Source organism: Streptomyces sp. AC558_RSS880, assembly GCF_019049255.1.
Classification (GTDB): Bacteria; Actinomycetota; Actinomycetes; order Streptomycetales; family Streptomycetaceae; genus Streptomyces.
In genome coordinates this window covers 35021-56688 of sequence record NZ_JAGMUJ010000056.1, presented here as the reverse complement: position 1 = coordinate 56688, position 21668 = coordinate 35021, and the positions used below count along the sequence as shown (strand labels likewise).

The 21668-nt window shown below is 70.5% G+C and carries 19 protein-coding genes and 1 pseudogene; 17 read left to right on the top strand and 3 right to left on the bottom strand.

From position 1 onward, the window contains the following. Positions 1 to 339: 339 nt before the first annotated feature. Positions 340 to 645 (top strand): hypothetical protein, encoded by a 306-nt coding sequence (locus tag KUM38_RS20110; RefSeq protein WP_217130785.1) that lies wholly within the window; start codon positions 340 to 342, stop codon positions 643 to 645. A gap of 370 nt (positions 646 to 1015) precedes the next feature. On the opposite strand, the gene KUM38_RS20105 is transcribed toward KUM38_RS20110, so the two are convergent. Together KUM38_RS20105 and KUM38_RS20100 are read right to left on the bottom strand one after the other, a co-directional pair. After that, the gene (locus KUM38_RS20105; RefSeq protein ID WP_217130784.1) at positions 1016 to 1189 is read right to left on the bottom strand and encodes a DUF397 domain-containing protein; all 174 of its coding nucleotides are present in this window, start codon (positions 1187 to 1189) and stop codon (positions 1016 to 1018) included. Between the two features lie 11 nt (positions 1190 to 1200). Beyond that, a complete protein-coding gene (locus KUM38_RS20100; RefSeq protein WP_217130783.1) occupies positions 1201 to 2055 on the bottom strand; it encodes a helix-turn-helix transcriptional regulator in 855 nt (284 codons plus the stop codon). Positions 2056 to 2280: 225 nt separating this feature from the next. Between KUM38_RS20100 and KUM38_RS20095 the strand changes: the two genes are divergently transcribed. The 10 genes and pseudogenes from KUM38_RS20095 (at position 2281) to KUM38_RS20050 (ending at position 13803) form a co-directional block, all read left to right on the top strand. Further along, positions 2281 to 2751: an ATP-binding protein gene (locus KUM38_RS20095; RefSeq protein ID WP_217130782.1), complete on the top strand. Its 471-nt coding sequence runs from the start codon at positions 2281 to 2283 to the stop codon at positions 2749 to 2751. A 26-nt stretch (positions 2752 to 2777) separates the two neighbouring features. Further along, positions 2778 to 3648: pseudogene (locus KUM38_RS20090) on the top strand (hypothetical protein). A gap of 175 nt (positions 3649 to 3823) precedes the next feature. Continuing rightward, positions 3824 to 5182 carry a NarK/NasA family nitrate transporter gene (locus tag KUM38_RS20085; RefSeq protein WP_217130781.1) on the top strand — a complete coding sequence of 453 codons (1359 nt, stop codon included), beginning with the start codon at positions 3824 to 3826 and terminating at the stop codon, positions 5180 to 5182. Positions 5183 to 5311: 129 nt separating this feature from the next. Next, positions 5312 to 6469 carry a uroporphyrinogen-III synthase gene (locus KUM38_RS20080; protein ID WP_217130780.1) on the top strand — a complete coding sequence of 386 codons (1158 nt, stop codon included), beginning with the start codon at positions 5312 to 5314 and terminating at the stop codon, positions 6467 to 6469. Positions 6470 to 6757: 288 nt separating this feature from the next. Further along, on the top strand, positions 6758 to 7351 hold the full coding sequence (locus KUM38_RS20075) for an ABATE domain-containing protein (RefSeq protein WP_217130779.1): 594 nt from the start codon (positions 6758 to 6760) through the stop codon (positions 7349 to 7351). 278 nt (positions 7352 to 7629) lie between these two features. Continuing rightward, complete coding sequence (locus tag KUM38_RS20070) at positions 7630 to 8214, top strand: sigma-70 family RNA polymerase sigma factor (protein ID WP_004930798.1); 585 nt, start codon at positions 7630 to 7632, stop codon at positions 8212 to 8214. A gap of 65 nt (positions 8215 to 8279) precedes the next feature. Then, the gene (locus KUM38_RS20065) at positions 8280 to 9041 is read left to right on the top strand and encodes a zf-HC2 domain-containing protein (RefSeq protein ID WP_308408998.1); all 762 of its coding nucleotides are present in this window, start codon (positions 8280 to 8282) and stop codon (positions 9039 to 9041) included. A gap of 60 nt (positions 9042 to 9101) precedes the next feature. Continuing rightward, positions 9102 to 11399, top strand: a complete 2298-nt coding sequence (locus tag KUM38_RS20060; protein ID WP_217130777.1) for a UvrD-helicase domain-containing protein — start codon at positions 9102 to 9104, stop codon at positions 11397 to 11399. A 367-nt stretch (positions 11400 to 11766) separates the two neighbouring features. Continuing rightward, complete coding sequence (locus tag KUM38_RS20055) at positions 11767 to 13185, top strand: NAD-dependent malic enzyme (RefSeq protein ID WP_217130776.1); 1419 nt, start codon at positions 11767 to 11769, stop codon at positions 13183 to 13185. Positions 13186 to 13521: 336 nt separating this feature from the next. Continuing rightward, positions 13522 to 13803, top strand: coding sequence for an HU family DNA-binding protein (locus KUM38_RS20050; RefSeq protein ID WP_004987462.1), 282 nt, complete (start codon positions 13522 to 13524; stop codon positions 13801 to 13803). A gap of 295 nt (positions 13804 to 14098) precedes the next feature. Here KUM38_RS20050 and murA read toward each other — a convergent pair whose 3' ends face one another. Continuing rightward, entirely contained in the window at positions 14099 to 15445 is a 1347-nt protein-coding gene (murA, locus tag KUM38_RS20045) for a UDP-N-acetylglucosamine 1-carboxyvinyltransferase (protein ID WP_217130775.1), read from the bottom strand. Positions 15446 to 15699: 254 nt separating this feature from the next. Between murA and KUM38_RS20040 the strand changes: the two genes are divergently transcribed. The 6 genes from KUM38_RS20040 (at position 15700) to KUM38_RS20015 (ending at position 21617) form a co-directional block, all read left to right on the top strand. After that, on the top strand, positions 15700 to 16272 hold the full coding sequence (locus KUM38_RS20040) for a YqgE/AlgH family protein (protein ID WP_217130774.1): 573 nt from the start codon (positions 15700 to 15702) through the stop codon (positions 16270 to 16272). Positions 16273 to 16302: 30 nt separating this feature from the next. Next, a complete protein-coding gene (locus tag KUM38_RS20035) occupies positions 16303 to 16584 on the top strand; it encodes a DUF3039 domain-containing protein (RefSeq protein ID WP_073931595.1) in 282 nt (93 codons plus the stop codon). 225 nt (positions 16585 to 16809) lie between these two features. Then, on the top strand, positions 16810 to 18102 hold the full coding sequence (locus KUM38_RS20030) for an extracellular solute-binding protein (protein ID WP_217130773.1): 1293 nt from the start codon (positions 16810 to 16812) through the stop codon (positions 18100 to 18102). Next, the gene (locus KUM38_RS20025; protein ID WP_217130772.1) at positions 18099 to 19085 is read left to right on the top strand and encodes a carbohydrate ABC transporter permease; all 987 of its coding nucleotides are present in this window, start codon (positions 18099 to 18101) and stop codon (positions 19083 to 19085) included. The genes KUM38_RS20030 and KUM38_RS20025 overlap by 4 nt, the downstream gene beginning before the upstream one ends. A 38-nt stretch (positions 19086 to 19123) precedes the next feature. Next, positions 19124 to 19972, top strand: coding sequence for a carbohydrate ABC transporter permease (locus KUM38_RS20020; protein WP_217130789.1), 849 nt, complete (start codon positions 19124 to 19126; stop codon positions 19970 to 19972). Between the two features lies 1 nt (position 19973). After that, positions 19974 to 21617, top strand: a complete 1644-nt coding sequence (locus KUM38_RS20015) for a beta-N-acetylhexosaminidase (protein ID WP_217130771.1) — start codon at positions 19974 to 19976, stop codon at positions 21615 to 21617. Positions 21618 to 21668: the final 51 nt, after the last annotated feature.

The following is a 21668-nucleotide window of genomic DNA, read 5'->3' as shown; positions in this document are numbered from 1 at the left end:
CACTCTCGACAGGTTCCACGGTCTCCAACTCCACGACGGTATCAGTCACTTGACGTCTCTCCCATGATCGTCGGATCCGCCGTTAGATTTACACTCCCGAGGTGGTGGCTACTTCAACTCGCACGCTGATGCTCAGGCGGTACTGGATGCCTACCACGGAGGGAAGGTCCAGGTCATGGGGCTGACCAAAACCGGAAACATTCAGATCAGAGTTCCGAGCGTCACGGGCTATGACAACAACCCGCGGGCGGGCCGACTCGGTGTACCCACGAACATTTTCATGATCAAGGGGACGAAGAGTCCGAGTGTGGTGCCGATGAATCCCAATGCGGGTGCGCCGTGATCAGTCCGGATGTGCTGAAGCGGGAGAACGAAATTGCTCTCAACGCGGTTCAGGCGCTGCTGGGTCTTATTTCCTCGGAGGTGACTGCCGTGGCGGTCCTCGTCGAGACGCATCGCGTGGAGTTGTCCTTCTGGGTTCGCCGTCACACCTCTGAGATCGAGGAGGATGTGGATCAAGCGGTTTTCGAGTTGGACGCGCTCTTCTCCGAAGAGCATCCCCTGATCGAGTCGAGGATCACCGTGGGGGAGCCGGATCCGGGGATGCTCGATTCGTACGGGCGGATGGTCTATTGGGCGAAGTGAAGGACAAGCCGGCTTCCTGAACCGGCCGCTCCGTCGGTCTGTCCGGAGCGCCCCATGTACTGATGGGAGCGAATGTCCCACCCACCCGTCTCTTGTGCGGCACAGATCCTGGGTCTGGTGGAACATTCGCTCCGAGCACGTCTGGGTACCGGGCATCCGGGGCCCTGTGAGTTCGGAAACTGCGACATCCTGGGTCCCGCCGGCCAGCCGTCCGCACACGGCAACCGCCGCACGGGTGTGCGCCGCAACCCCGACCCGCTCGCTTCTTCTCGGTGCCGGAGCGGGCCGAGCCAAGGAGGGCCCGGAACGCAGCGCCCTTCACTCGGGTCGTGGAAGCATGAGACCGCCGAAGAAGCGAGTGGCCCAACGGTCACTTGGTGATGTGCGTGAGGAAGACGTCCCACGTGGCGGGGGAGAGGCCGAGCCGAGGTCCGGACGCGTCCTTCGAGTCGCGTACGAGGACGGTGGCGGAAGTGGTGGCTATCTCCACGCAGTTCGAACTGTCGCCGCTGTGGGACGACTTGCGCCAACGGATGGTCTGCACGGTGTTCCTTCTCAGGCTTTCCGGATGAGGTTGTGGATGAAGTCGCGAGACTCGGCGGGACCGAGTGCGCAGGACGTCATGTGGTCCAGTACGGCTCGGTACTTGGTCAACTGTGCCTCCGCGTCGAGGAATCCGCAGCCCCCGTGGTGCGTGTCCAGTTGGACTGTGTCGAGCTGCGGTACAGCGCCCGCGAGGTAGTCGAAGGACTGGCCGGTGCTCGGGAAGAAGGCCGTGCCGAACGGGATCACTCGGATGGTGACGTGGGGCATCTCGCCCATCTCGAGCAGGTGTGTGAGCTGGCCGCGCGTCACGGAAGGGCCGCCGAAGCCCATGCGGAGGGCCGACTCGTGAATGATCGCCGAGTAGGAGGGCGGATCCTCTCGATGCAGGATGCCCTGCCGTTTGATGCGGTAGGTGAGGCGGTACTCGATCTCGTACTGACGCAGGGGCGGCACCACGGTCCGGAAGAGGGCGCGGGCGTGATCGGTGGTCTGCAGCAGCGCCGGGATGTGGATCACCAGGGCGACGCGTAGTGCGGTCGTGTGGTGTTCCAGCTCCGCCAGGTCGACCAGTGCGGCGGGCAGGTGTTCGCGGTACTCGTCCCACCAGCCCCGGCGGCGGCGCCCGGTCATGGCGGCCAGCGCGTCGATCAGAGCCTTGTCGGAGCAGTCGTAGGCGGACGCCATCCCACGTACGAGGTCGGCGCTCACAGGGCTGCGACCGGTCTCGATCATGCTCACGCGCCCTTGGTTGACGCCCAGGTGCTCGGCGGCCCGGGTCACCGTGAATCCCGCCTTCTCGCGGAGTTTGCGCAGCTCGGCGCCCAGTCTCCGTTGCCGCAGCGTCGGATTGTTCGTGGGCGGCACAGTGTGTCCTTCCTGGCCGCGAAGCGGCTCTCATGTCCCTCACACGAGCTAATCAGAGATAAATCTCCTGGGATTGGGAGATTTATCTTCCATCTCGGCTCTGCGGTAGCGATATCGCTCATCCGCCGCGCTCGTAAGCCGGAAGCGCACCGACCGAGGCACTGCCACCGCCCGGCGCGGCCGTGCGTGCGAAACCCGTGTCCCCTCCAACTCCCGGAGACAACCATGGTCACCGTAGCCCCGCCCCACTCCTGGACGTACGCCCTTCGCCTCCCCCGTGACCCCCGCGCCGTACGCGTCGCACGTATGACGGTGCGGGCGGCGCTCGACGGGCACGGCATGCAGGACGCCGTCGACGTCGTGGAGTTGCTGACGTCGGAGTTGGTCACCAACGCCTACCTGCACACCGAGGGGCCCGCCTCCCTACGGCTCACGGGCCTGAGCGGCGGTCGGCTGCGGGTCGGGGTGTGGGACAGCGACCCGTGCATCCCCGCCCCGTTCGGCGGGACCGGCGGCGACTGCGTCCCGCTCGCCCCGGCCGACGCCGGTGCCGGGCGCGGACTGCGTCTCGTGCAGGAGTACGCCGACTCCTGGGGAGGGTGGGCCCTCGGTGACGGCGCGCTGGGGCGAGGGGTCGGAAAGCTGCTGTGGTTCGAAGTGGGCGGGCGTGCCACACTGCCCCTGTTGCGGAAGTGAACGGTGTGGCCAGGGGGCGGGGGACGATGAGCAAGCGGCAGACGCGGAAGATGCTGCGGCTGATGGCGAGCGGGGAGCCGGTCGAGCTCACCAGTGCGATGGCGTCCGTGAAGAAGCTCGCCCGACTTGCGTTCGTTGCCCAGCAGTTCGGCTACGAGTACGCGGACGTGCGGCAGGGCGGCGGGAACAACAGCCAGCTGAAGATGCTGATCGTGCCCGATCACAGTCCGCAGGCCCGCGCCCGCGCCGCGCAGAACTGGGCGCAGTACCCGAACGCCGGCGATGGCGTGTCGGTGCCGCCGCTCGTGCCGGACGCCTTCGAACTCCTCAAGGCCCGCATCAACTTCGACCTCACCGGAAAGAGCGCCGAGAAGCGGATGGGGTACGGCGCCCTCGGTGTGTCCATCGGCTGCGTGGTCCTCGCCTACCGGTTCGGGGGCACGTCCGACGACTTCGTCATCGCGGCCGTCATCTGGCTGGCGCTCATGGCCGTTTTCGGCATCGGCTTCGTCGTCACCCGCAAGCGCAACGCCAAGTTCGCGGCCCGGCTGCAGGCGGCCGGCTTCGCCCCGGTGGCGGACGAGACGGGCCGGGTGCGCTATCTGCCCCCGAGCGGGCAGATGCCGGGGCACGGCAACCCCTTCGGGGTCGGTCCGTACGGGGCCCAGGGCCCGGGGATGCCGGTCCCGGGGCATGGAATCCGCGCCGGTACCTGGTTACGGTCACCCGCCCCAGCAGGCCCCGATGCCGTACGACCAGCAGCCCCCGGCCGCCTACGGCACCCCGCCCCAGGCCCCCAGTCCTTACGTCCAGGCGCCCGGTCCCTACGCCCAGCCCCAGCCCCCGTACGGGTACCCCGCCCAGCAGAACCCCCACTGGCAGCCCCCGCGGCGCTGAACCTCACGGCACCGCCCGCGCCCCCTGCCGGACACCTCTCACCCGGCCCCCGCCACGGGTGAGAGCAACGTTCCCCAGCGGTCACCGCCCGCCACAGCCACGAAACGACCCCTCCCTACCTTCGGGATCAGCCCCTCGCGGCACCGTCCGCGCCCCGGAGAGCAGTGGAGGCCTCATGACAGCCCGCAGTGGCCGCTGGATTCAGGAATGGGACCCGGAGGACGAGACCTTCTGGAACCGGACCGGAGAGAAGATCGCCCGGCGCAATCTGCTCTTCTCCGTGCTGTCCGAACACATCGGGTTCTCCGTCTGGACGATGTGGTCCGTGCTGGTGCTCTTCATGGGCCCGGAGTACGGGCTGACGCCCGCCGACAAGTTCCTGCTGACGTCGATGGTCACGCTGGTCGGCGCCGTGGTCCGGGTGCCGTACACCTTCGCCGTCGCCGTCTTCGGCGGGCGGAACTGGACGGTGATCAGCGCGGGGCTGCTGCTCGTGCCCACCGTCGCCGCGTTCGCCGTGATGGAGCCGGGGACGTCCTTCTCCACGTTCCTGCTGGTCGGCCTGCTGGCCGGGATCGGCGGCGGCAACTTCGCCTCCTCCATGACCAACATCAACGCCTTCTTCCCGCTGCGGAAGAAGGGCTGGGCGCTCGGCCTGAACGCCGGCGGCGGCAACATCGGCGTCCCGGTGATCCAGCTCGCCGCCCTCGCGATCATCGGCGCGAGCGGCGGACCGCGCGTGCTGCTCGGCATCTACATCCCGCTGATCGTCGTCGCCGCCGTGCTCGCCGCGCTCTACATGGACAACCTCGCCTCGGTGAGGAACGACACCGGTGCCGCCAAGGACGCCGCGCGGGACGCGCACACCTGGATCATGGCGTTCCTCTACATCGGCACCTTCGGCTCGTTCATCGGCTACAGCTTCGCCTTCGGGCAGGTGCTGCAGAACCAGTTCGACCGCACACCGCTCGAGGCCGCGTACGTCACCTTCATCGGCCCGCTGCTCGGATCGCTGATCCGTCCGGTGGGCGGATCGCTCGCCGACCGGTACGGCGGCGCGCGGATCACGCTGTGGAACTTCGTCGCGATGGGCGCGGCGACGGCGGTGCTGATCGTCGCCTCCATGCAGAAGTCGCTGGTGCTGTTCACCGTCGCCTTCGTGGTGCTGTTCGTGCTGACCGGCCTCGGCAACGGGTCGACGTACAAGATGATCCCCGGCATCTTCCAGGCGAAGGCCCGGGCCCTGGGGCTCGCGGGTGAGGCGGCGGCCGCGTACGGGCGGCGGCTGTCGGGGGCGTCCATGGGGCTGATCGGCGCGGTGGGCGCGCTCGGCGGGGTCGGCATCAACCTGGCCTTCCGCCAGTCCTTCCTCTCCTACGGCTCCGGCACCGGCGCGTTCGTCGCCTTCCTCGCCTGCTACGCGGTCTGCTTCGCGGTCACCTGGGCGGTGTACCTCCGCCGCCCGGCGGTCCGCTCAAGTGACACGAGCCCGGCCCCGGAGGAGAAGCCGCAGCTCAGTTACGCCGACGTGTGACGCGAAGTGACGTAACACTGGTGACATGAAGCCGAACCGAGCCTGTCACGGATCGTTGACAGGCTCGATCGGCAGGGAGGTGGAGCCGCACCTCCCCGCAGTACACCGACTCGAGCCGGGACGAGAGCCATGTACGACGAACAAGAGCAGCCACCGGAGCACGGGCCCCTCGCCGGGTTCACCGTGGGGGTGACCGCGGCGCGCCGGGCCGACGAGCTGGGCGCGCTGCTGGAGCGCCGTGGAGCCGCCGTGCTGCACGCCCCGGCCCTGCGGATCGTGCCGCTCGCCGACGACAGCGAGCTGCTGGCCGCCACCAAGGAGATCATCGGTCAGGCGCCGGACATCGCGGTCGCCACGACGGCGATCGGGTTCCGGGGATGGGTGGAGGCCGCCGACGGCTGGGGGCTGGGCGAGGACCTGCTGGCGCGGCTGCGCGAGGTGCGGATCCTGGCGCGCGGACCCAAGGTGAAGGGCGCGATCCGGGCCGCCGGGCTGACCGAGGAGTGGTCACCGGCGTCGGAGTCCCTGGCGGAGGTGCTCGACCGGCTCCTGGAGGAGGGCGTCGACGGACTGCGGATCGCCGTACAGCTGCACGGCGAGCCGCTGCCCGGGTTCGTGGAGTCGTTGCGGGCCGGGGGAGCGGAGGTGGTGGGGGTGCCGGTGTACCGGTGGCTGCCGCCGGAGGACCTCGGTCCCGTGGACCGCCTCATCGACGGATGCGTCGCCCGGACCCTGGACGCGGTCACCTTCACCAGCGCGCCCGCCGCCGCGTCGCTGCTGTCCCGCGCGGAGGAGCGCGGACTGCTCGACGACCTGCTCGCCGCGCTCGGCCACGACGTGCTGTCCGCCTGCGTCGGCCCGGTCACCGCGCTGCCGTTGCAGGCCCGCGGCATCGACACGGTGCAGCCCGAACGCTTCCGGCTCGGCCCGCTGGTCCAGCTGCTCTGCCGGGAACTGCCCGGCCGTGCCCGGGCGTTGCCCGTCGCCGGGCACCGGGTGGAGATCCGGGGGCACGCGGTCCTGGTGGACGGCGCGCTCAAACCCGTGCCGCCGGCCGGGATGTCGCTGCTGCGGGCGCTGTCCCGGCGGCCCGGCTGGGTCGTCTCCCGCGCGGAGCTGCTGCGCGCCCTTCCGGGCGCGGGCCGCGACGAGCACGCGGTGGAGACCGCCATGGCCCGTCTCCGCTCCGCCCTGGGCGCCCCGAAGCTGATCCAGACGGTCGTCAAGCGCGGCTACCGCCTCGCCCTGGACCCGGCGGCGGAGTCGAAGTACGACGCGGACGGGTAGGGCGACGCCAGGTCACGCGGACACCGCCTGCCGGGATTCGGCCTCCACGGCGCGGAGTCCGGTCACCGCCGTACGGGACTCCGGCTCGTCCCGGCCGCTGCGGCACTCCGGCCTCGATGACGCACTCCTCGAACCGCTCGCGGCGCGCGTTGACCGTCACGTCGGACAACCGGGCGGCGGAGGGGTTCCGGCGACCGGGACGGGCGGGCACTGTGGGAGGGGAACGGCTTCCCGGATCGCTCACCGGCCCCCCCCACGCGCGGGGCCAACCTAGGCGGTGGCAGGAACATGGCAATGGGTACGGTCACGGCGCCCCACGAGCTGCGGTTCGACACCGGGCGGGTCTGCCTGGATCTGCTCGCGACCACCCATCCCGTGGAACGGCTCGGCTCCGTGGAGGTGCTGCGCGCCTGGATCACCGGTTCCGGACTCGTGCCCGCGGGCACCGTGCTCGCCCACGCCGACCCCTCCTGGCTGCCGGCCTTCCGCGAACTGCGCGGGCAGCTCGTCCCGTTGGTGCGCGGCCGGCCGACGCCCGGTGTCCGCTCGTACGACCTCGCGCTCGCCCGGGTGAACGAGCTCGCCCGCGCGGCGCCCCCGGCGCCCCGCGCGGTGCCCGGTGAGGACGGTGTGCTGGTGCGCCGCCTCGACGGCCCGCCCGGTCGCGCGGCGCTGCTCGCGGCCGTCGCGCGGGACGCGGTGGACCTGCTCACCGACCCCGTCGCACGCGGGAGCCTGCGGCAGTGCGAGGGCGACAACTGCCCGATCGTGTACCTCGACACCTCCCGGGGGCGCAGGCGGCGCTGGTGCTCCAGCGAGATCTGCGGCAACCGGGAGCGCGTGGCCCGCCACCGCCGGCGCGCGGCACTCGCGCGGGCCTAGCCCGACTCGGGTGCCCTCTTTGCGGCTTCTGTGCGCCGACCGCCACGAGGCGCCCAAGTGGCGTCGGTTGCACACCCGTTCACCGTTCTCGCGGTGTGATCAGCGTCACCCCCCTGTCGTCGTGTCGGAAATGTAAAGAAGTGGCGGGGGGATTGTGGGTTCATGTCCCGGTCGTCACACGGCCTCGCAGAAAACTGTCACCTCTCTTTGAACACCCGCCCCCCGCCGTCCGTACCGGTTGTCGAGCGACCGACTGGGGGATCCCCCGGACACCGGAGGTGGGCGTGCGCAAGGATGCGGCCGTGGCCAATGAACGTGGAGCGAGGGCCCGACATCGCATGTCCTCACAGCCCTCGGAACCCGACGAGGAGCTGATGCGTGCGCTGTACCGCGAGCACGCCGGACCTCTGCTGGCCTACGTCCTGCGGCTGGTCGCCGGAGACCGGCAGCGCGCCGAGGACGTCGTTCAGGAAACGCTCATCCGTGCCTGGAAGAACGCCGGTCAGCTCAATCGGGCGACCGGTTCGGTACGCCCCTGGCTGGTGACGGTCGCCCGGCGCATCGTCATCGACGGCCACCGCAGCCGGCAGGCCCGGCCGCAGGAGGTCGATCCGTCGCCGCTGGAGGTCATCCCCGCGGAGGACGAGATCGACAAGGCGCTGTGGCTGATGACGCTGTCGGACGCGCTCGACGACCTGACCCCGGCTCACCGGGAGGTACTCGTCGAGACGTACTTCAAGGGGCGTACCGTCAATGAGGCGGCCCAGACACTCGGCATACCCAGCGGCACCGTCCGCTCCCGGGTGTTCTACGCCCTGCGGTCGATGAAGCTGGCTCTGGAGGAGCGGGGGGTGACGGCGTGACGAGGGTCTACGGGGGATACGGAGAGGGCGGTACGGGTATGTCTGGTCCCATGCAGGGATCACCGGTGCCGAACGAACACGAGACCGTCGGCGCCTACGCCCTCGGCATCCTCGACGACGCCGAGGCAACCGCTTTCGAGGCGCACCTCGCGACCTGCGAGTGGTGCGCCCAGCAGCTCGACGAGCTCGCCGGCATGGAACCGATGCTGGCCGCGCTCGCGGACCTGCCCGGCACCGGGACGCCCGCGCTGGGCGAGTCGCTGTCCGCCAAGCCCTCCCCGCGCGTGGTGGAGAAGCTGGTCGACGAGGTGGCCGAGCGCCGCGCGAGGAAGCGCCGCCGCAACTTCTACATGGTCGCCGCCGCCGGCGCGCTGATCGTCAGCGGGCCGTTCGTGGCCGTGGCGGCCAGCGGCGGGGGCGACGAGGGCGGGGGCGGGGGCGGTACCAACCGGACGCTCGCGGCCAACCCCGCCAAGGAGGCCTTCGACAAGAGCTCCGACAAGATCATGGCGACCGATCCCGGCACCCAGGTGACCGCGACCGTGGCCCTGGAGGAGAAGCTCTGGGGCACCGAGATCGTCACGGAGCTGAAGAACGTCAAGGGCGAGCAGAAGTGCTCGCTGATCGCCGTCGGCAAGAACGGCGAGCGCGAGACGGTCAACTCCTGGTCCGTGCCCGGCGAGGGGTACGGACTGCCGGACGCCAGGACGGAGAAGGCCAGGCAGCCGCTGTACGTCCAGGGCGGCGCCGCCTTCCAGCCGAACGAGATCGACCACTTCCAGATCATGACCTTCGACGGCGAGCTGCTCGTCGAGGTCGACGCGTAGCCTTACGGGGCCCCCTTCGCGTACGGTTGACGGCTGCCCAGCACGTCAGAAGGGGGCCCGGTGGCCGCTCAGGCTCAACAGGAAACCGCGGTCGATCCGGTTCACGACTCCGTTCGCGACCGGGAGATCAGAGTCGAACAGGAACACCTCGACCGGGTGTACCTGCGCCTCGAGGAGAAGATCCACGAGGCCGAGTTCCTCATGCGCGACGCCGCCCGGCGCGGCCAGGTCGGCACGCCCGGCGCCCTCGCCGAGCGGGACGCCCAGGTCTTCCGCGCCGGCATCCATCTCAACCGGCTGAACAACGAGTACGAGGACTTCCTCTTCGGCCGGATCGACCTGCTGCTCGGCAAGGACGGCAAGAAGGGCCCCGACGGCGCGTACACCGCCGTCGAGCCCGCCGAGGGCGCCGTACGTCCGGACAACACCGCCGACATCGCCGAGACCCTGCACATCGGCCGCATCGGCGTCCTGGACGAGGACTACGCCCCGCTGGTCATCGACTGGCGGGCGCCGGCCGCCGCCCCCTTCTACCGCTCCACCCCGGTCGACCCCGGCCGGGTCGTGCGCCGCCGCGTCATCCGCTCCAAGGGCCGCCGTGTCCAGAGCGTCGAGGACGACCTGATGCGCCCCGAGCTGACGGCGTCCCTGGACGGCCACGAGCTGCCCGTGATCGGCGACGGCGCCCTGATGGCCGCGCTCGGCCAGGCCCGTACGCACACCATGCGGGACATCGTGGCGTCCATCCAGGCCGAGCAGGACCTGGTGATCCGTGCCCCCGCCGCCTCCGTCACGTACGTCGAGGGCGGCCCCGGCACCGGCAAGACCGCCGTCGCCCTGCACCGCGCGGCCTACCTCCTCTACCAGGACCGGCGCCGGTACGCGGGCGGCATCCTCATCGTCTCGCCCACCCCGCTCCTCGTCGCCTACACCGAGGGCGTGCTGCCCTCCCTCGGCGAGGAGGGCCAGGTCGCCATCCGCGCCATCGGCTCGCTGGTCGACGGCGCCGAGGCCACGCTGTACGACTCCCCGTCGGTGGCCCGCGCCAAGGGCTCGTACCGCATGCTGAAGGTGCTGCGGAAGGCCGCGCGCGGAGCGCTGGAGCGACACGACGCACCGCAACGGCTGCGGGTCGTCGCCTTCGGACGGCGCCTGGAACTGGAGGCGGAGGAGCTGGAGGGCGTCCGCCGCACCGCCCTCGGCGGCACCGCCCCGGTGAACCTGCTGCGCCCCCGCGCCCGCAAGCTGCTCCTCGACGCCCTGTGGGAGCGCTCCGGCGCCGGGAACCGGCACACCGACCCGGAGCTCGCCGCCGAGCTGCGCTCCTCCTTCGACGAGGACGTCACCACCGAGGACGACTTCATCGCCTTCCTCGACGCCTGGTGGCCCGAGCTGACCCCGGCGGCCGTCCTGGACGCCATGGCCGACGAGCGGCGCCTCGGCCGCTGGGCCCGGCGGATCCTCAACCCGGGCGAGGTCCGCAAGGTCGCCCGTGCGCTGAAGCGGGACGGCCGCTCCGTGCACGACATCGCGATGCTCGACGAGCTCCAGGCGATCCTCGGCGCCCCGGCCCGCCCCCGCAAGAAGCGCGAGCTCGACCCGCTGGACCAGCTCACCGGCCTGGAGGAGCTGATGCCGGTGCGCGAGGAGAGCCAGCGCGAGCGGGCCGAGCGGCTCGCCCAGGAGCGCGTCGAGTACGCGCACGTCATCGTCGACGAGGCCCAGGACCTCACCCCGATGCAGTGGCGCATGGTCGGCCGCCGCGGCCGGCACGCCACCTGGACGGTCGTGGGAGACCCGGCGCAGTCCTCCTGGTCCGACCCCGACGAGGCCGCCCAGGCCCGCGACGAGGCCCTCGGTACCCGCCCGCGCCGCCGCTTCGAGCTCACCGTGAACTACCGCAACCCGGCCGAGATCGCCGAGCTGGCGTCGAAGGTGCTCGCGCTCGCCATGCCGGGGTCGCAGGCACCGAGGGCGGTGCGCTCCACCGGTGTCGAGCCGCGTTTCGCCGTCGCGGAGGGCCCGCTGGGCGAGACCGTGCGCGCGGAGGCGGCCCGGCTGCTGGAGCGGGTGGACGGCACCGTCGGCGTGGTCGTCGCCATGCAGCGCCGCGAGGAGGCCCGGCGCTGGCTCGACGGGCTCGGCGACCGTGTGGTGGCGCTCGGCAGCCTGGAGGCCAAGGGCCTGGAGTACGACGCGACGATCGTCGTCTCCCCGGCGGAGATCGCCGACGAGTCCCCGGCCGGCCTGCGGGTGCTGTACGTCGCCCTGACCCGGGCCACGCAGCAGCTGACGGTGGTCTCGGCGGACCGCGACGAGCCGGACGCGGCCGGGGTGCCGGATCTGCTGAGGGACTGAAGGCCGCCCGGAAAAACCGGTTGCGCCACGGGAATGGTCTTACCGGATCCGTTTGTTAGCCTTGGTGTGGCACCGGCCCGATCCAAGCCCCCGGGCCCAACCTTAGTCGCTTCGAGCGACCACTTGCCGCGAGGCGAGCATGGCGGGTCGGTGTCACTCAGACATGGGAGAGGCCCACATCACAGGACGTGATGTGGGCCTCTTTTCTTGCCCGGACATCTCCGCGTGATGGAAACTTCCTTCCACGATACGGTACGTGCCGATGAACAAAACGTCCGCAATCCGGGGCGGCTACCGCGTACTCAGGGGTAGGTGCGACGATCGGACGGCACACTCAGCGGCACGGTAAAAGCAGAGGAAGTCGGCCATGGCAACGGCGCCCAGCGTCTCCTACTCGATGACGATCCGGCTGGAGGTGCCCGCGAGCGGAACCGCCGTATCGCAGCTCACCACGGCCGTGGAGTCCTCCGGAGGCTCGGTGACCGGCCTCGACGTCACCGCGTCGGGCCACGAGAAGCTCCGTATCGACGTCACCATCGCGGCCTCCTCCACCGCCCACGCCGACGAGATCGTCGAGCAGCTGCGCGGCATCGAGGGCGTCACCCTGGGCAAGGTCTCCGACCGTACGTTCCTGATGCACCTCGGCGGCAAGATCGAGATGGCGTCGAAGCACCCCATCCGCAACCGTGACGACCTGTCCATGGTCTACACGCCCGGAGTGGCCCGCGTGTGCATGGCGATCGCGGAGAACCCCGAGGACGCCCGCCGTCTGACCATCAAGCGCAACTCCGTTGCGGTCGTGACGGACGGCTCGGCCGTGCTGGGCCTGGGCAACATCGGCCCGAAGGCCGCGCTGCCGGTGATGGAGGGCAAGGCGGCCCTGTTCAAGCGGTTCGCGGGCATCGACGCCTGGCCGATCTGCCTGGACACCCAGGACACCGACGCGATCGTCGAGATCGTCAAGGCCATCGCCCCGGGCTTCGCCGGCATCAACCTGGAGGACATCTCCGCCCCCCGCTGCTTCGAGATCGAGGCCCGGCTGCGCGAGGCCCTGGACATCCCCGTCTTCCACGACGACCAGCACGGCACCGCGATCGTCGTCCTCGCCGCCCTGACCAACGCCCTGCGGGTCACCGGCAGGGCGATCGAGAACATCCGCGTCGTGATGTCCGGCGCCGGCGCCGCCGGTACGGCCATCCTGAAGCTGCTGCTCGCCGCCGGGGTGAAGAACGCCGTGGTGGCCGACATCCACGGCGTCGTGCACGCCGGCCGCGCCGACCTCGTGGACGCCGCCCCCGACTCCGCCCTGCGCTGGATCGCCGACAACACCAACCCCGAGAACCTCACCGGCACCCTGAAGGAGGCGGTGCGCGGCGCGGACGTCTTCATCGGCGTCTCCGCCCCGAACGTCCTCGACGGCGACGACGTGTCCGCGATGGCCGAGGGCGCCATCGTGTTCGCGCTCGCGAACCCCGACCCCGAGGTGGACCCCGCGATCGCCCGCCAGACGGCGGCGGTTGTGGCCACCGGCCGCTCCGACTTCCCCAACCAGATCAACAACGTGCTGGTGTTCCCGGGCGTCTTCCGCGGCCTGCTCGACGCCCAGTCCCGCACCGTCAACACCGAGATGATGCTGGCCGCCGCGCAGGCCCTCGCCGACGTGGTCACCGAGGACGAGCTGAACCCGAACTACATCATCCCCAGCGTCTTCAACGACAAGGTCGCCGGTGCCGTCGCCGGCGCGGTGCGCGACGCGGCGAAGGCGGCGGGGGCGTCGGTCTCCTAGGGGGACCCGGACACCGAGCGGGCTGTGAGGATCGCCACGGCCGGTTGGAAACGGCGCGTCGGGGCACCCGGAGATCCTGGCCGCCCTTTATGGTGGCGGCCGGGCCGTGGCGCTCTTCGTGTGACTCCCTGGGGTGTTCTCACGACTCCTGCGGGTGCCGGATTGGCATTACCGCCGCAGGTAGAGGCAGGATGCGTCCCTGGGCGCGAGGGTCTGACGAGGGACCCGGGTCCGGGGACCCACCGAGGAACCTGGCAGCATCGGCTTGGCCGTGCCCGACATGCGGCTCCGCCGCGTGGCACGCCTCAACGGCAAGAAGAACACGGGAGTAACAACATGAACCGCAGTGAGCTGGTGGCCGCGCTGGCCGACCGCGCCGAGGTGACCCGCAAGGACGCCGACGCCGTGCTGGCCGCGTTCGCCGAGGTCGTCGGCGACATCGTCTCCAAGGGCGACGAGAAGGTCACCGTCCCCGGCTTCCTGACCTTCGAGCGCACCCACCGGGCCGCGCGCACCGCGCGCAACCCGCAGACCGGAGAGCCGATCCAGATTCCGGCGGGGTACAGCGTGAAGGTTTCGGCGGGCTCGAAGCTCAAGGAAGCCGCCAAGGGCAAGTAGCCTTGCATTTTTGAGAGCGTCGTGGGCAACTGCAGGCCGGTTGTGGCTGGTCGCGCAGTTCCCCGCGCCCCTGGAGGGGCGCTTTCGCTTACGCCGATGGGGCGGTCACCCAGATTGTGGTGACCGCCCCATCGGCGTAAGCGTGAAGGTTTCCGTTACCCCGGCGCCTCGCCGGGAGGTTCCGTCCTCGCGCCCGGCTCCACGAGCTTCTCCGTGCTGTGTCTTCCCGGGGGGCGACCCCCGGACCCCCGGCCGGGGCGGTGTCGCCGGGGCCGGGGTGGTGGGGTGGGCGGGGTCAGCCGAGGGCCTTGCCCGGGAGCTCCACCTTCGCGCCCAGCTCCACGAGCTTCTCCATGAAGTTCTCGTAGCCGCGGTTGATCAGGCCGATGCCGTGGACCCGGGAGGTGCCCTGGGCGGCGAGGGCGGCGATGAGGTAGGAGAAGCCGCCGCGCAGGTCGGGGATGACGAGATCCGCGCCCTGGAGCTTCGTCGGGCCCGAGACGACCGCCGAGTGGAGGAAGTTGCGCTGGCCGAAGCGGCAGTCGGAGCCGCCCAGGCACTCGCGGTACAGCTGGATGTGCGCGCCCATCTGGTTGAGCGCGGAGGTGAAGCCGAGCCGGGACTCGTAGACCGTCTCGTGGACGATGGACAGGCCCGTCGCCTGGGTCAGGGCGACCACCAGCGGCTGCTGCCAGTCCGTCTGGAAGCCCGGGTGCACGTCCGTCTCCAGCGCGATGGACTTCAGCTGGCCGCCGGGGTGCCAGAAGCGGATGCCCTCGTCGTCGATCTCGAAGGCGCCGCCGACCTTCCGGAAGGTGTTCAGGAACGTCATCATCGAGCGCTGCTGGGCGCCGCGGACGTAGATGTTGCCCTCGGTCGCCAGCGCGGCGGACGCCCAGGAGGCGGCCTCCAGGCGGTCGGGCAGGGCGCGGTGGGTGTAGCCGCCGAGCTTGTCCACACCGGTGACGCGGATGGTCCGGTCGGTGTCCATCGCGATGATCGCGCCCATCTTCTGCAGGACGCAGATCAGGTCCTCGATCTCCGGCTCCACCGCCGCGTTGGACAGGACGGTGACGCCCTCCGCGAGGACCGCCGTCAGCAGCACCTGCTCGGTCGCGCCGACCGAGGGGTACGGCAGCCGGATCTTGGTGCCGCGCAGCCGCTGCGGGGCCTCCAGGTACTGGCCGTCCGCCCGCTTCTCGATGGTCGCGCCGAACTGCCGCAGCACGTCGAAGTGGAAGTCGATGGGCCGGCCGCCGATGTCGCAGCCGCCGAGCCCCGGGATGAACGCGTGCCCGAGCCGGTGCAGCAGCGGGCCGCAGAACAGGATCGGGATCCGCGAGGACCCGGCGTGGGCATCGATGTCAGCGACGTTGGCGCTCTCCACGCGCGTGGGGTCGAGCACCAGTTCGCCGGGCTCCTCGCCCGGACGGACCGTCACGCCGTGCAGTTGCAGCAGACCCCGTACGACCCGGACGTCACGGATGTCCGGGACGTTGCCCAGACGGCTCGGTGCGCTGCCCAGCAGCGCGGCGACCATGGCCTTCGGTACGAGGTTCTTCGCACCGCGGACACGGATCTCGCCCTCCAGCGGGGTTCCGCCGTGGACAAGCAGTACGTCATCGACGTCGTTGACGGTCATGAATCTCGCGTTCCGTGGGGAGTGGGGCAGGGGCCAGAAGGGAAAGGGTAGTCGCCCCCGGCCCCCCTTCCGTAAGCCCGAGGAGGGCTCCGGAACGTCATGGGTCTGTCACAGTACGGAGGGTTCGGCACCGGGCACGCGGGGTCACCGCCCCCGTCGTGCGCCGGGCGTGCTCCAGTCCGCCCTGAGCTGCGTTCACTCCCGTACCCCCGTTGCCTCCCCACGCGGGAGCGAGATGCGGGATCATGTCTGGCATGACCGAGGTGTCCTCGCTCACAGGGCGGCTGCTCGTGGCCACTCCCGCCCTGGCGGACCCGAACTTCGACCGCGCGGTGGTGCTCCTCCTCGACCACGACGAGGAGGGCTCCCTCGGTGTCGTCCTCAACCGTCCGACGCCGGTGGACGTGGGCGACATCCTGGAGGGCTGGGCGGACCTGGCCGGCGAGCCGGGTGTCGTCTTCCAGGGCGGTCCGGTGTCGCTGGACTCGGCCCTCGGCGTCGCCGTCGTCCCCGGCGGGACGGGCGGCGAGGCCGCGCCGCTGGGCTGGCGCCGGGTGCACGGCGCGATCGGGCTGGTCGATCTGGAGGCCCCGCCGGAGCTGCTCGCCTCCGTCCTCGGCTCGCTGCGCATCTTCGCCGGATACGCCGGCTGGGGCCCCGGACAGCTGGAGGACGAGCTGGTGGACGGCGCCTGGTACGTCGTCGAGTCGGAGCCCGGCGACGTCTCCTCCCCGTCCCCGGAGCGGCTCTGGCGCGAGGTGCTGCGCCGCCAGCGCAACGAGCTGGCGATGGTGGCCACGTACCCGGACGACCCTTCGCTCAACTGATGCGTGTGAGCTTCAGTACCCTTGGCTGTTATGAGCACTCTTGAGCCCGAGCGCGGGACTGGTACGGGGACCCTCGTCGAGCCGACGCCGCAGACCTCCCACGGCGACGGTGACCACGAGCGCTTCGCCCACTACGTCCAGAAGGACAAGATCATGGCGAGCGCCCTCGACGGCACCCCCGTCGTGGCGCTGTGCGGCAAGGTGTGGGTGCCCGGCCGCGACCCGAAGAAGTACCCGGTGTGTCCCATGTGCAAGGAGATCTACGAGTCCATGGGCGCCGGCGGCGACGACAAGGGCAAGGGCGACAAGTAGTCCGTCCCCTCCCTCCGTCGGTCCGATCTTCTCAAGGCCTCCGGGGTGCGCTTCGCGTGCCCTGGGGGCCTTTGTGCTGTCCGCGCGTTGCACAGGGTGCGTCCGCCGGTCACAGAGTGGTGGAGACCTCTTGTGGCGCGGTTCACCCAGTCCTTAGCCTCCGGTGTGTTGTGCACAGCGAAACCGCCATTGCATATGTTGCAACGCGCTCGGAGGAGCAACTCCATGAAGCTGTCCGCCCGCCTGGTCGCCGTAGCGGCCGTCCTCGCCACCGCCGCCTGCGCGCCCCAGACCTCCGGCACCTCCTCCTCCGACAAGGACGAGAAGACCGGCACCCTCCGCGTCTGGCTCTTCCAGGAGGTCAACAACAAGCCCAAGGAACAGGTCGTCGACTCCGTCCTCGCCGCGTTCGAGAAGGCGCACGAGGACACCGACGTCACCGTCGAGTACATCCCCGTGGAGACCCGCGCCCAGCGCATCAAGGCCGCCTTCAACGACCCCGGGTCCGCGCCCGACCTCATCGAGTACGGCAACACCGACACCGCGGGCTACGTGAAGGACGGCGGACTCGCCGACATCACCGAGGAGTTCGGGGCCTGGGACGAGGCCGAGGACACCGACCCGACCGCCAGGCAGTCGGTCACCGTCGACGGCAAGGTCTACGGGGCCCCGTACTTCGTCGGCGTCCGCGCGCTCTACTACCGCACGGACGTCTTCGACGAGCTCGGCCTCGACGTCCCGAGGACCCAGGCCGAGTTGATCTCCACCGCGAAGGAGATCCACACCGCGAAACCGGAGATGTACGGCATCGCGGTCGGCGGCGCCTACACCTACGGCGCGATGCCCTTCATCTGGGCCCACGGCGGCGAACTCGCCACCGGCAAGGGGGGCTCGTACGCCTCCGCCATCGACAGCGCCGCCGCCCGCAAGGGCATCGAGGCGTACACCTCGCTCTTCGGCGACGACAACTGCCCGGCCGCCAAGTGCGCCGGGATGGGCGGCAACGACACGGTGACCGCCTTCGCCTCGGGCAAGGCGGCCATGGCGATCGGCGGCGACTTCAGCCACGCGGCCGTGGAGGCCGGGAAGGCCGGGGGCAAGTACGCCGTCGTGCCGCTGCCGGGTGTGGAGGCCGGGTCCATCGCGCCCGCGTTCGCCGGCGGGAACAACCTCGGCGTGCTCAGGTCCACCTCGCACCGCACCCTCGCCGTCGACCTGATGAAGCGGCTCGCGTCGAAGAAGGCGCAGGGGGCCCTCTTCGAGGGCATGGGCTTTCTGCCCACCTTCTCCGACGTGCGGGAGCAGGTGGCCGCGAAGGAGGCCTTCGTGAAGCCGTTCGTCGAGACGCTGGCGGCCGACACGAAGTTCGTTCCGGCTTCGCCGGCGTGGGCGCGGATCGATGCGTCGGCGGTGCTGCCGACGATGTTCCAGGAGATCGTCTCCGGCAGGAAGAGCGTGGCCGCCGCCTCGGCGGACGCGGCGAAGAAGATGAACGAGGCGTTTGGCTCCGCCGGATGACAGGGCCCAAGAGCTCGGAGGCTCTGGAGCGTCGGCGGGTGCGGGCCGGTTCGGGCCGGCCGCGCCCACGCGGCGGTAGCCGCACATTCAATACAGCCCCGCGCCCCTGGGTGGGTTCCAGCACCCCTTGGCTCTATCTCGCGCCGGCTCTCGTCGTCCTGGGAGGGCTGCTCGCCTACCCCGTCTACCAGCTCGGGCTGATCTCGCTCTTCCACTACACCCAGGCCCAGGTCAGCGGAGGCGAGCCCACCACCTTCGAAGGGTTCGGGAACTACGCCGAGCTCTTCGGCGACGAGCAGTTCTGGCAGGTGCTGCTGGCCACCGTGGTGTTCGCGGCGGCGTGTGTGGTGTGCACGCTGGCCGTGGGGTGCGCGCTCGCCGTGCTGCTGACGCGGGTGCGGGCCGTGCCGCGGCTCGCGCTGATGCTGGCCGCGCTCGGCGCGTGGGCGACCCCCGCGATCACCGGGTCCACGGTCTGGCTGTTCCTCTTCGACGCCGACTTCGGGCCGGTCAACCGGGTGCTGGGGCTCGGCGACCACGTGTGGACGTACGGGAGGTTCAGCGCCTTCTTCCTCGTCCTGCTCGAAGTGGTCTGGTGCTCCTTCCCGTTCGTGATGGTGACGGTCTACGCCGGGATCCGCGCCGTGCCGTCCGAGGTGCTGGAGGCCGCGTCCCTGGACGGGGCCTCGCAGTGGCGGATCTGGCGCTCGGTGCTCGCGCCGATGCTCCGGCCGATCCTGGTGGTGGTCACCATCCAGTCGGTCATCTGGGACTTCAAGGTCTTCACCCAGATCTACGTCATGACGGGCGGCGGCGGCATCGCCGGCCAGAACCTGGTCCTGAACGTCTACGCCTACCAGCAGGCGTTCGCGTCCTCGCAGTACAGCCTCGGCGCGGCGATCGGTGTGGTGATGCTGCTGATCCTCCTCGCCGTGACGCTGGTGTACCTGCGACTGTTGCGCCGCCAGGGGGAGGAGTTGTGAGCCTTGTGAGCCAGGACGGGAAACCTCGGGTGAATCTTGTGCGCCGGTTCGTGCGCCGGTTCGTGCGCCGTCCGGGGCGACTGGCGGCCGAGTCGGCGGCGCTGCTGACCGCCGCCGTGGTGGCCTTCCCGCTGTACTGGATGGTGCTGAGCGCCTTCAAACCGGCCGGGGAGATCGAGTCGACCGAGCCGCGCCCCTGGACGCTCGCGCCCACGCTGGACTCCTTCCGGCGGGTGTTCGGGCAGCAGGAATTCGGCCGCTACTTCCTCAACAGCGTCGTCGTCGCCCTCGCCGTGGTGGTCGCCTCCGCGCTGATCGCCTTTCTCGCCGCGACCGCCGTGACGCGATTCCGGTTCCGGCTGCGGACCACCTTGCTGATCATGTTTCTGGTGGCCCAGATGGTGCCCGTGGAGGCGCTGACCATCCCGCTGTTCTTCGTCATGCGGGACTTCGGTCAGCTGAACACGCTGTGGTCGCTGATCCTGCCGCACATCGCGTTCTCCCTGCCGTTCGCGATCTGGATGCTCCGGGGGTTCGTGAAGGCCGTTCCGGAGGCGCTGGAGGAGGCCGCCTACATCGACGGGGCGAGCCGCGCGCGCTTTCTGTGGCAGATCCTTTTCCCGCTCGTCCTGCCGGGCCTGGTGGCCACCAGCGTGTTTTCCTTCATCTCCACCTGGAACGACTTCCTGTTCGCCAAGTCCTTCATCATCAGCGACATCTCGCAGTCGACCCTGCCGATGGCGCTGCTGGTCTTCTACAAACCCGACGAGCCGGACTGGGGCGGGGTCATGGCGGCGTCCACGGTGATGACGATTCCGGTACTGGTCTTCTTCGTACTCGTACAGCGGCGTCTGGTCTCCGGACTGGGCGGCGCGGTAAAGGACTGACGTGACTGACTTGATTCCAGCGCCCCGCAGTGTCGTCGCCGGTTCCGGCGAGGTGCGGCTGACGGCGCACTCCCAGGTGTACGCCGGTGACGGGACGGAGGGCGCCGGTCATTGGCTGCGCACCGTCCTCCGGCAGGCGACCGGCCTGCCGCTGCGCGAGGGGCGGGAGCCCGACGGGGCGGAGGGCGACGGCATAGCACTCCGGCTCGACCCCGGGCTGGGCCCGGAGGAGTACCGCCTCGTCAGCGACAGGGGCGGGGTCCTCATCGCGGGCGGCGGCGCGGCCGGTGTCTTCCTGGGCGCCCAGACGCTGCGGCAGCTCCTCGGCCCCGACGCGTTCCGCAGGGCCCCGGTCCGCCGCGACCGGGCGTGGGCGGTGCCCCACGTGACGATCGAGGACTCCCCCCGCTTCCGCTGGCGCGGACTGATGCTCGACGTCGCCCGGCACTTCATGCCCAAGGAAGGCGTGCTGCGCTATCTCGATCTGATGGCGGCGCACAAACTCAACGTCCTCCACTTCCACCTGACGGACGATCAGGGCTGGCGCATCGAGATCCAGCGGTATCCGAAGCTCACCGAGACCGGATCCTGGCGCGCCCGGACGAAAATCGGGCACCGCGCGTCACCGCTGTGGGACGACAGGCCGCACGGCGGTCACTACACCCAGGACGACATCCGCGAGATCGTCGCCTACGCCGCCGAGCGGCATATCGGTGTCGTCCCGGAAATCGACGTCCCCGGCCACTCGCAGGCCGCCATCGCCGCGTATCCGGAACTCGGCAACTCCGATGTCATCGACACCGCCTCCCTGACCGTCTGGGACACCTGGGGGATCAATCCGAACGTACTCGCCCCCACTGACAACACCCTGCGCTTCTACGAAGGGGTGCTCGAGGAAGTCCTGGAACTCTTCCCCGCGGACGCGGGCCCCTTCTCGCCGTTCGTGCACATCGGCGGCGACGAATGCCCCAAGGACCAGTGGCGCGCGTCGGACACCGCGCAGAAACAGATCGGCAACCTCGGACTGGCCGACGAGGACGCGCTCCAGTCCTGGTTCATCGGGCACTTCGACAAGTGGCTCGCCGCGCGGGGACGCCGGCTGATCGGCTGGGACGAGATCCTGGAGGGCGGCCTGGCCCCCGGCGCCGCGGTGTCCTCCTGGCGCGGCTACGAGGGCGGGGTCACCGCCGCCCGCGCGGGGCACGACGTGGTCATGTGCCCCCAGCAGCAGGTGTACCTGGACTACCGTCAGGACGCGGGCCCCGACGAGCCGGTGCCGATCGGGTACGTGCGCACCCTGGAGGACGTCTACCGGTTCGAGCCCGTGCCGTCGGAGCTGACGGGCGAGGAGGCCGCGCGGGTGCTGGGCACCCAGGCCAACGTGTGGACCGAGGTGATGGAGGACCAGGGGCGCGTCGACTACCAGACGTTCCCCCGGCTCGCCGCGCTCTCCGAGGTCGCCTGGAGCGACCTGCCCGCCCCCGCCGACCGGGACTTCGCCGGCTTCGAACGGCGGATGACCGCCCACTACCGGCGCCTGGACGCCCTCGGGGTCGCCTACCGGCCGCCCACCGGACCGCTGCCCTGGCAGCGGCGCCCGGGCGTCCTGGGGCGCCCGATCGACGGCCCGCCGCCGAACCGGTAGCCCGTCCGTCCGGGTTCCCGGCGCGCGGGCGGTCCGCCCCCGCGCCGGGAA

What these genes read in the sequence shown, in the direction of transcription:
- KUM38_RS20095 (WP_217130782.1), top strand. Translation starts at nt 2,281, where the DNA reads ATGGTCACCGTAGCCCCGCCCCACTCCTGGACGTACGCCCTTCGCCTC.
- KUM38_RS20035 (WP_073931595.1), top strand. Translation starts at nt 16,303, where the DNA reads ATGAGCACTCTTGAGCCCGAGCGCGGGACTGGTACGGGGACCCTCGTC.
- murA (WP_217130775.1), bottom strand. Translation starts at nt 15,445, where the DNA reads ATGACCGTCAACGACGTCGATGACGTACTGCTTGTCCACGGCGGAACC.
- KUM38_RS20025 (WP_217130772.1), top strand. Translation starts at nt 18,099, where the DNA reads ATGACAGGGCCCAAGAGCTCGGAGGCTCTGGAGCGTCGGCGGGTGCGG.
- KUM38_RS20080 (WP_217130780.1), top strand. Translation starts at nt 5,312, where the DNA reads ATGTACGACGAACAAGAGCAGCCACCGGAGCACGGGCCCCTCGCCGGG.
- KUM38_RS20055 (WP_217130776.1), top strand. Translation starts at nt 11,767, where the DNA reads ATGGCAACGGCGCCCAGCGTCTCCTACTCGATGACGATCCGGCTGGAG.
- KUM38_RS20085 (WP_217130781.1), top strand. Translation starts at nt 3,824, where the DNA reads ATGACAGCCCGCAGTGGCCGCTGGATTCAGGAATGGGACCCGGAGGAC.
- KUM38_RS20040 (WP_217130774.1), top strand. Translation starts at nt 15,700, where the DNA reads ATGACCGAGGTGTCCTCGCTCACAGGGCGGCTGCTCGTGGCCACTCCC.
- KUM38_RS20075 (WP_217130779.1), top strand. Translation starts at nt 6,758, where the DNA reads ATGGCAATGGGTACGGTCACGGCGCCCCACGAGCTGCGGTTCGACACC.
- KUM38_RS20050 (WP_004987462.1), top strand. Translation starts at nt 13,522, where the DNA reads ATGAACCGCAGTGAGCTGGTGGCCGCGCTGGCCGACCGCGCCGAGGTG.
- KUM38_RS20030 (WP_217130773.1), top strand. Translation starts at nt 16,810, where the DNA reads ATGAAGCTGTCCGCCCGCCTGGTCGCCGTAGCGGCCGTCCTCGCCACC.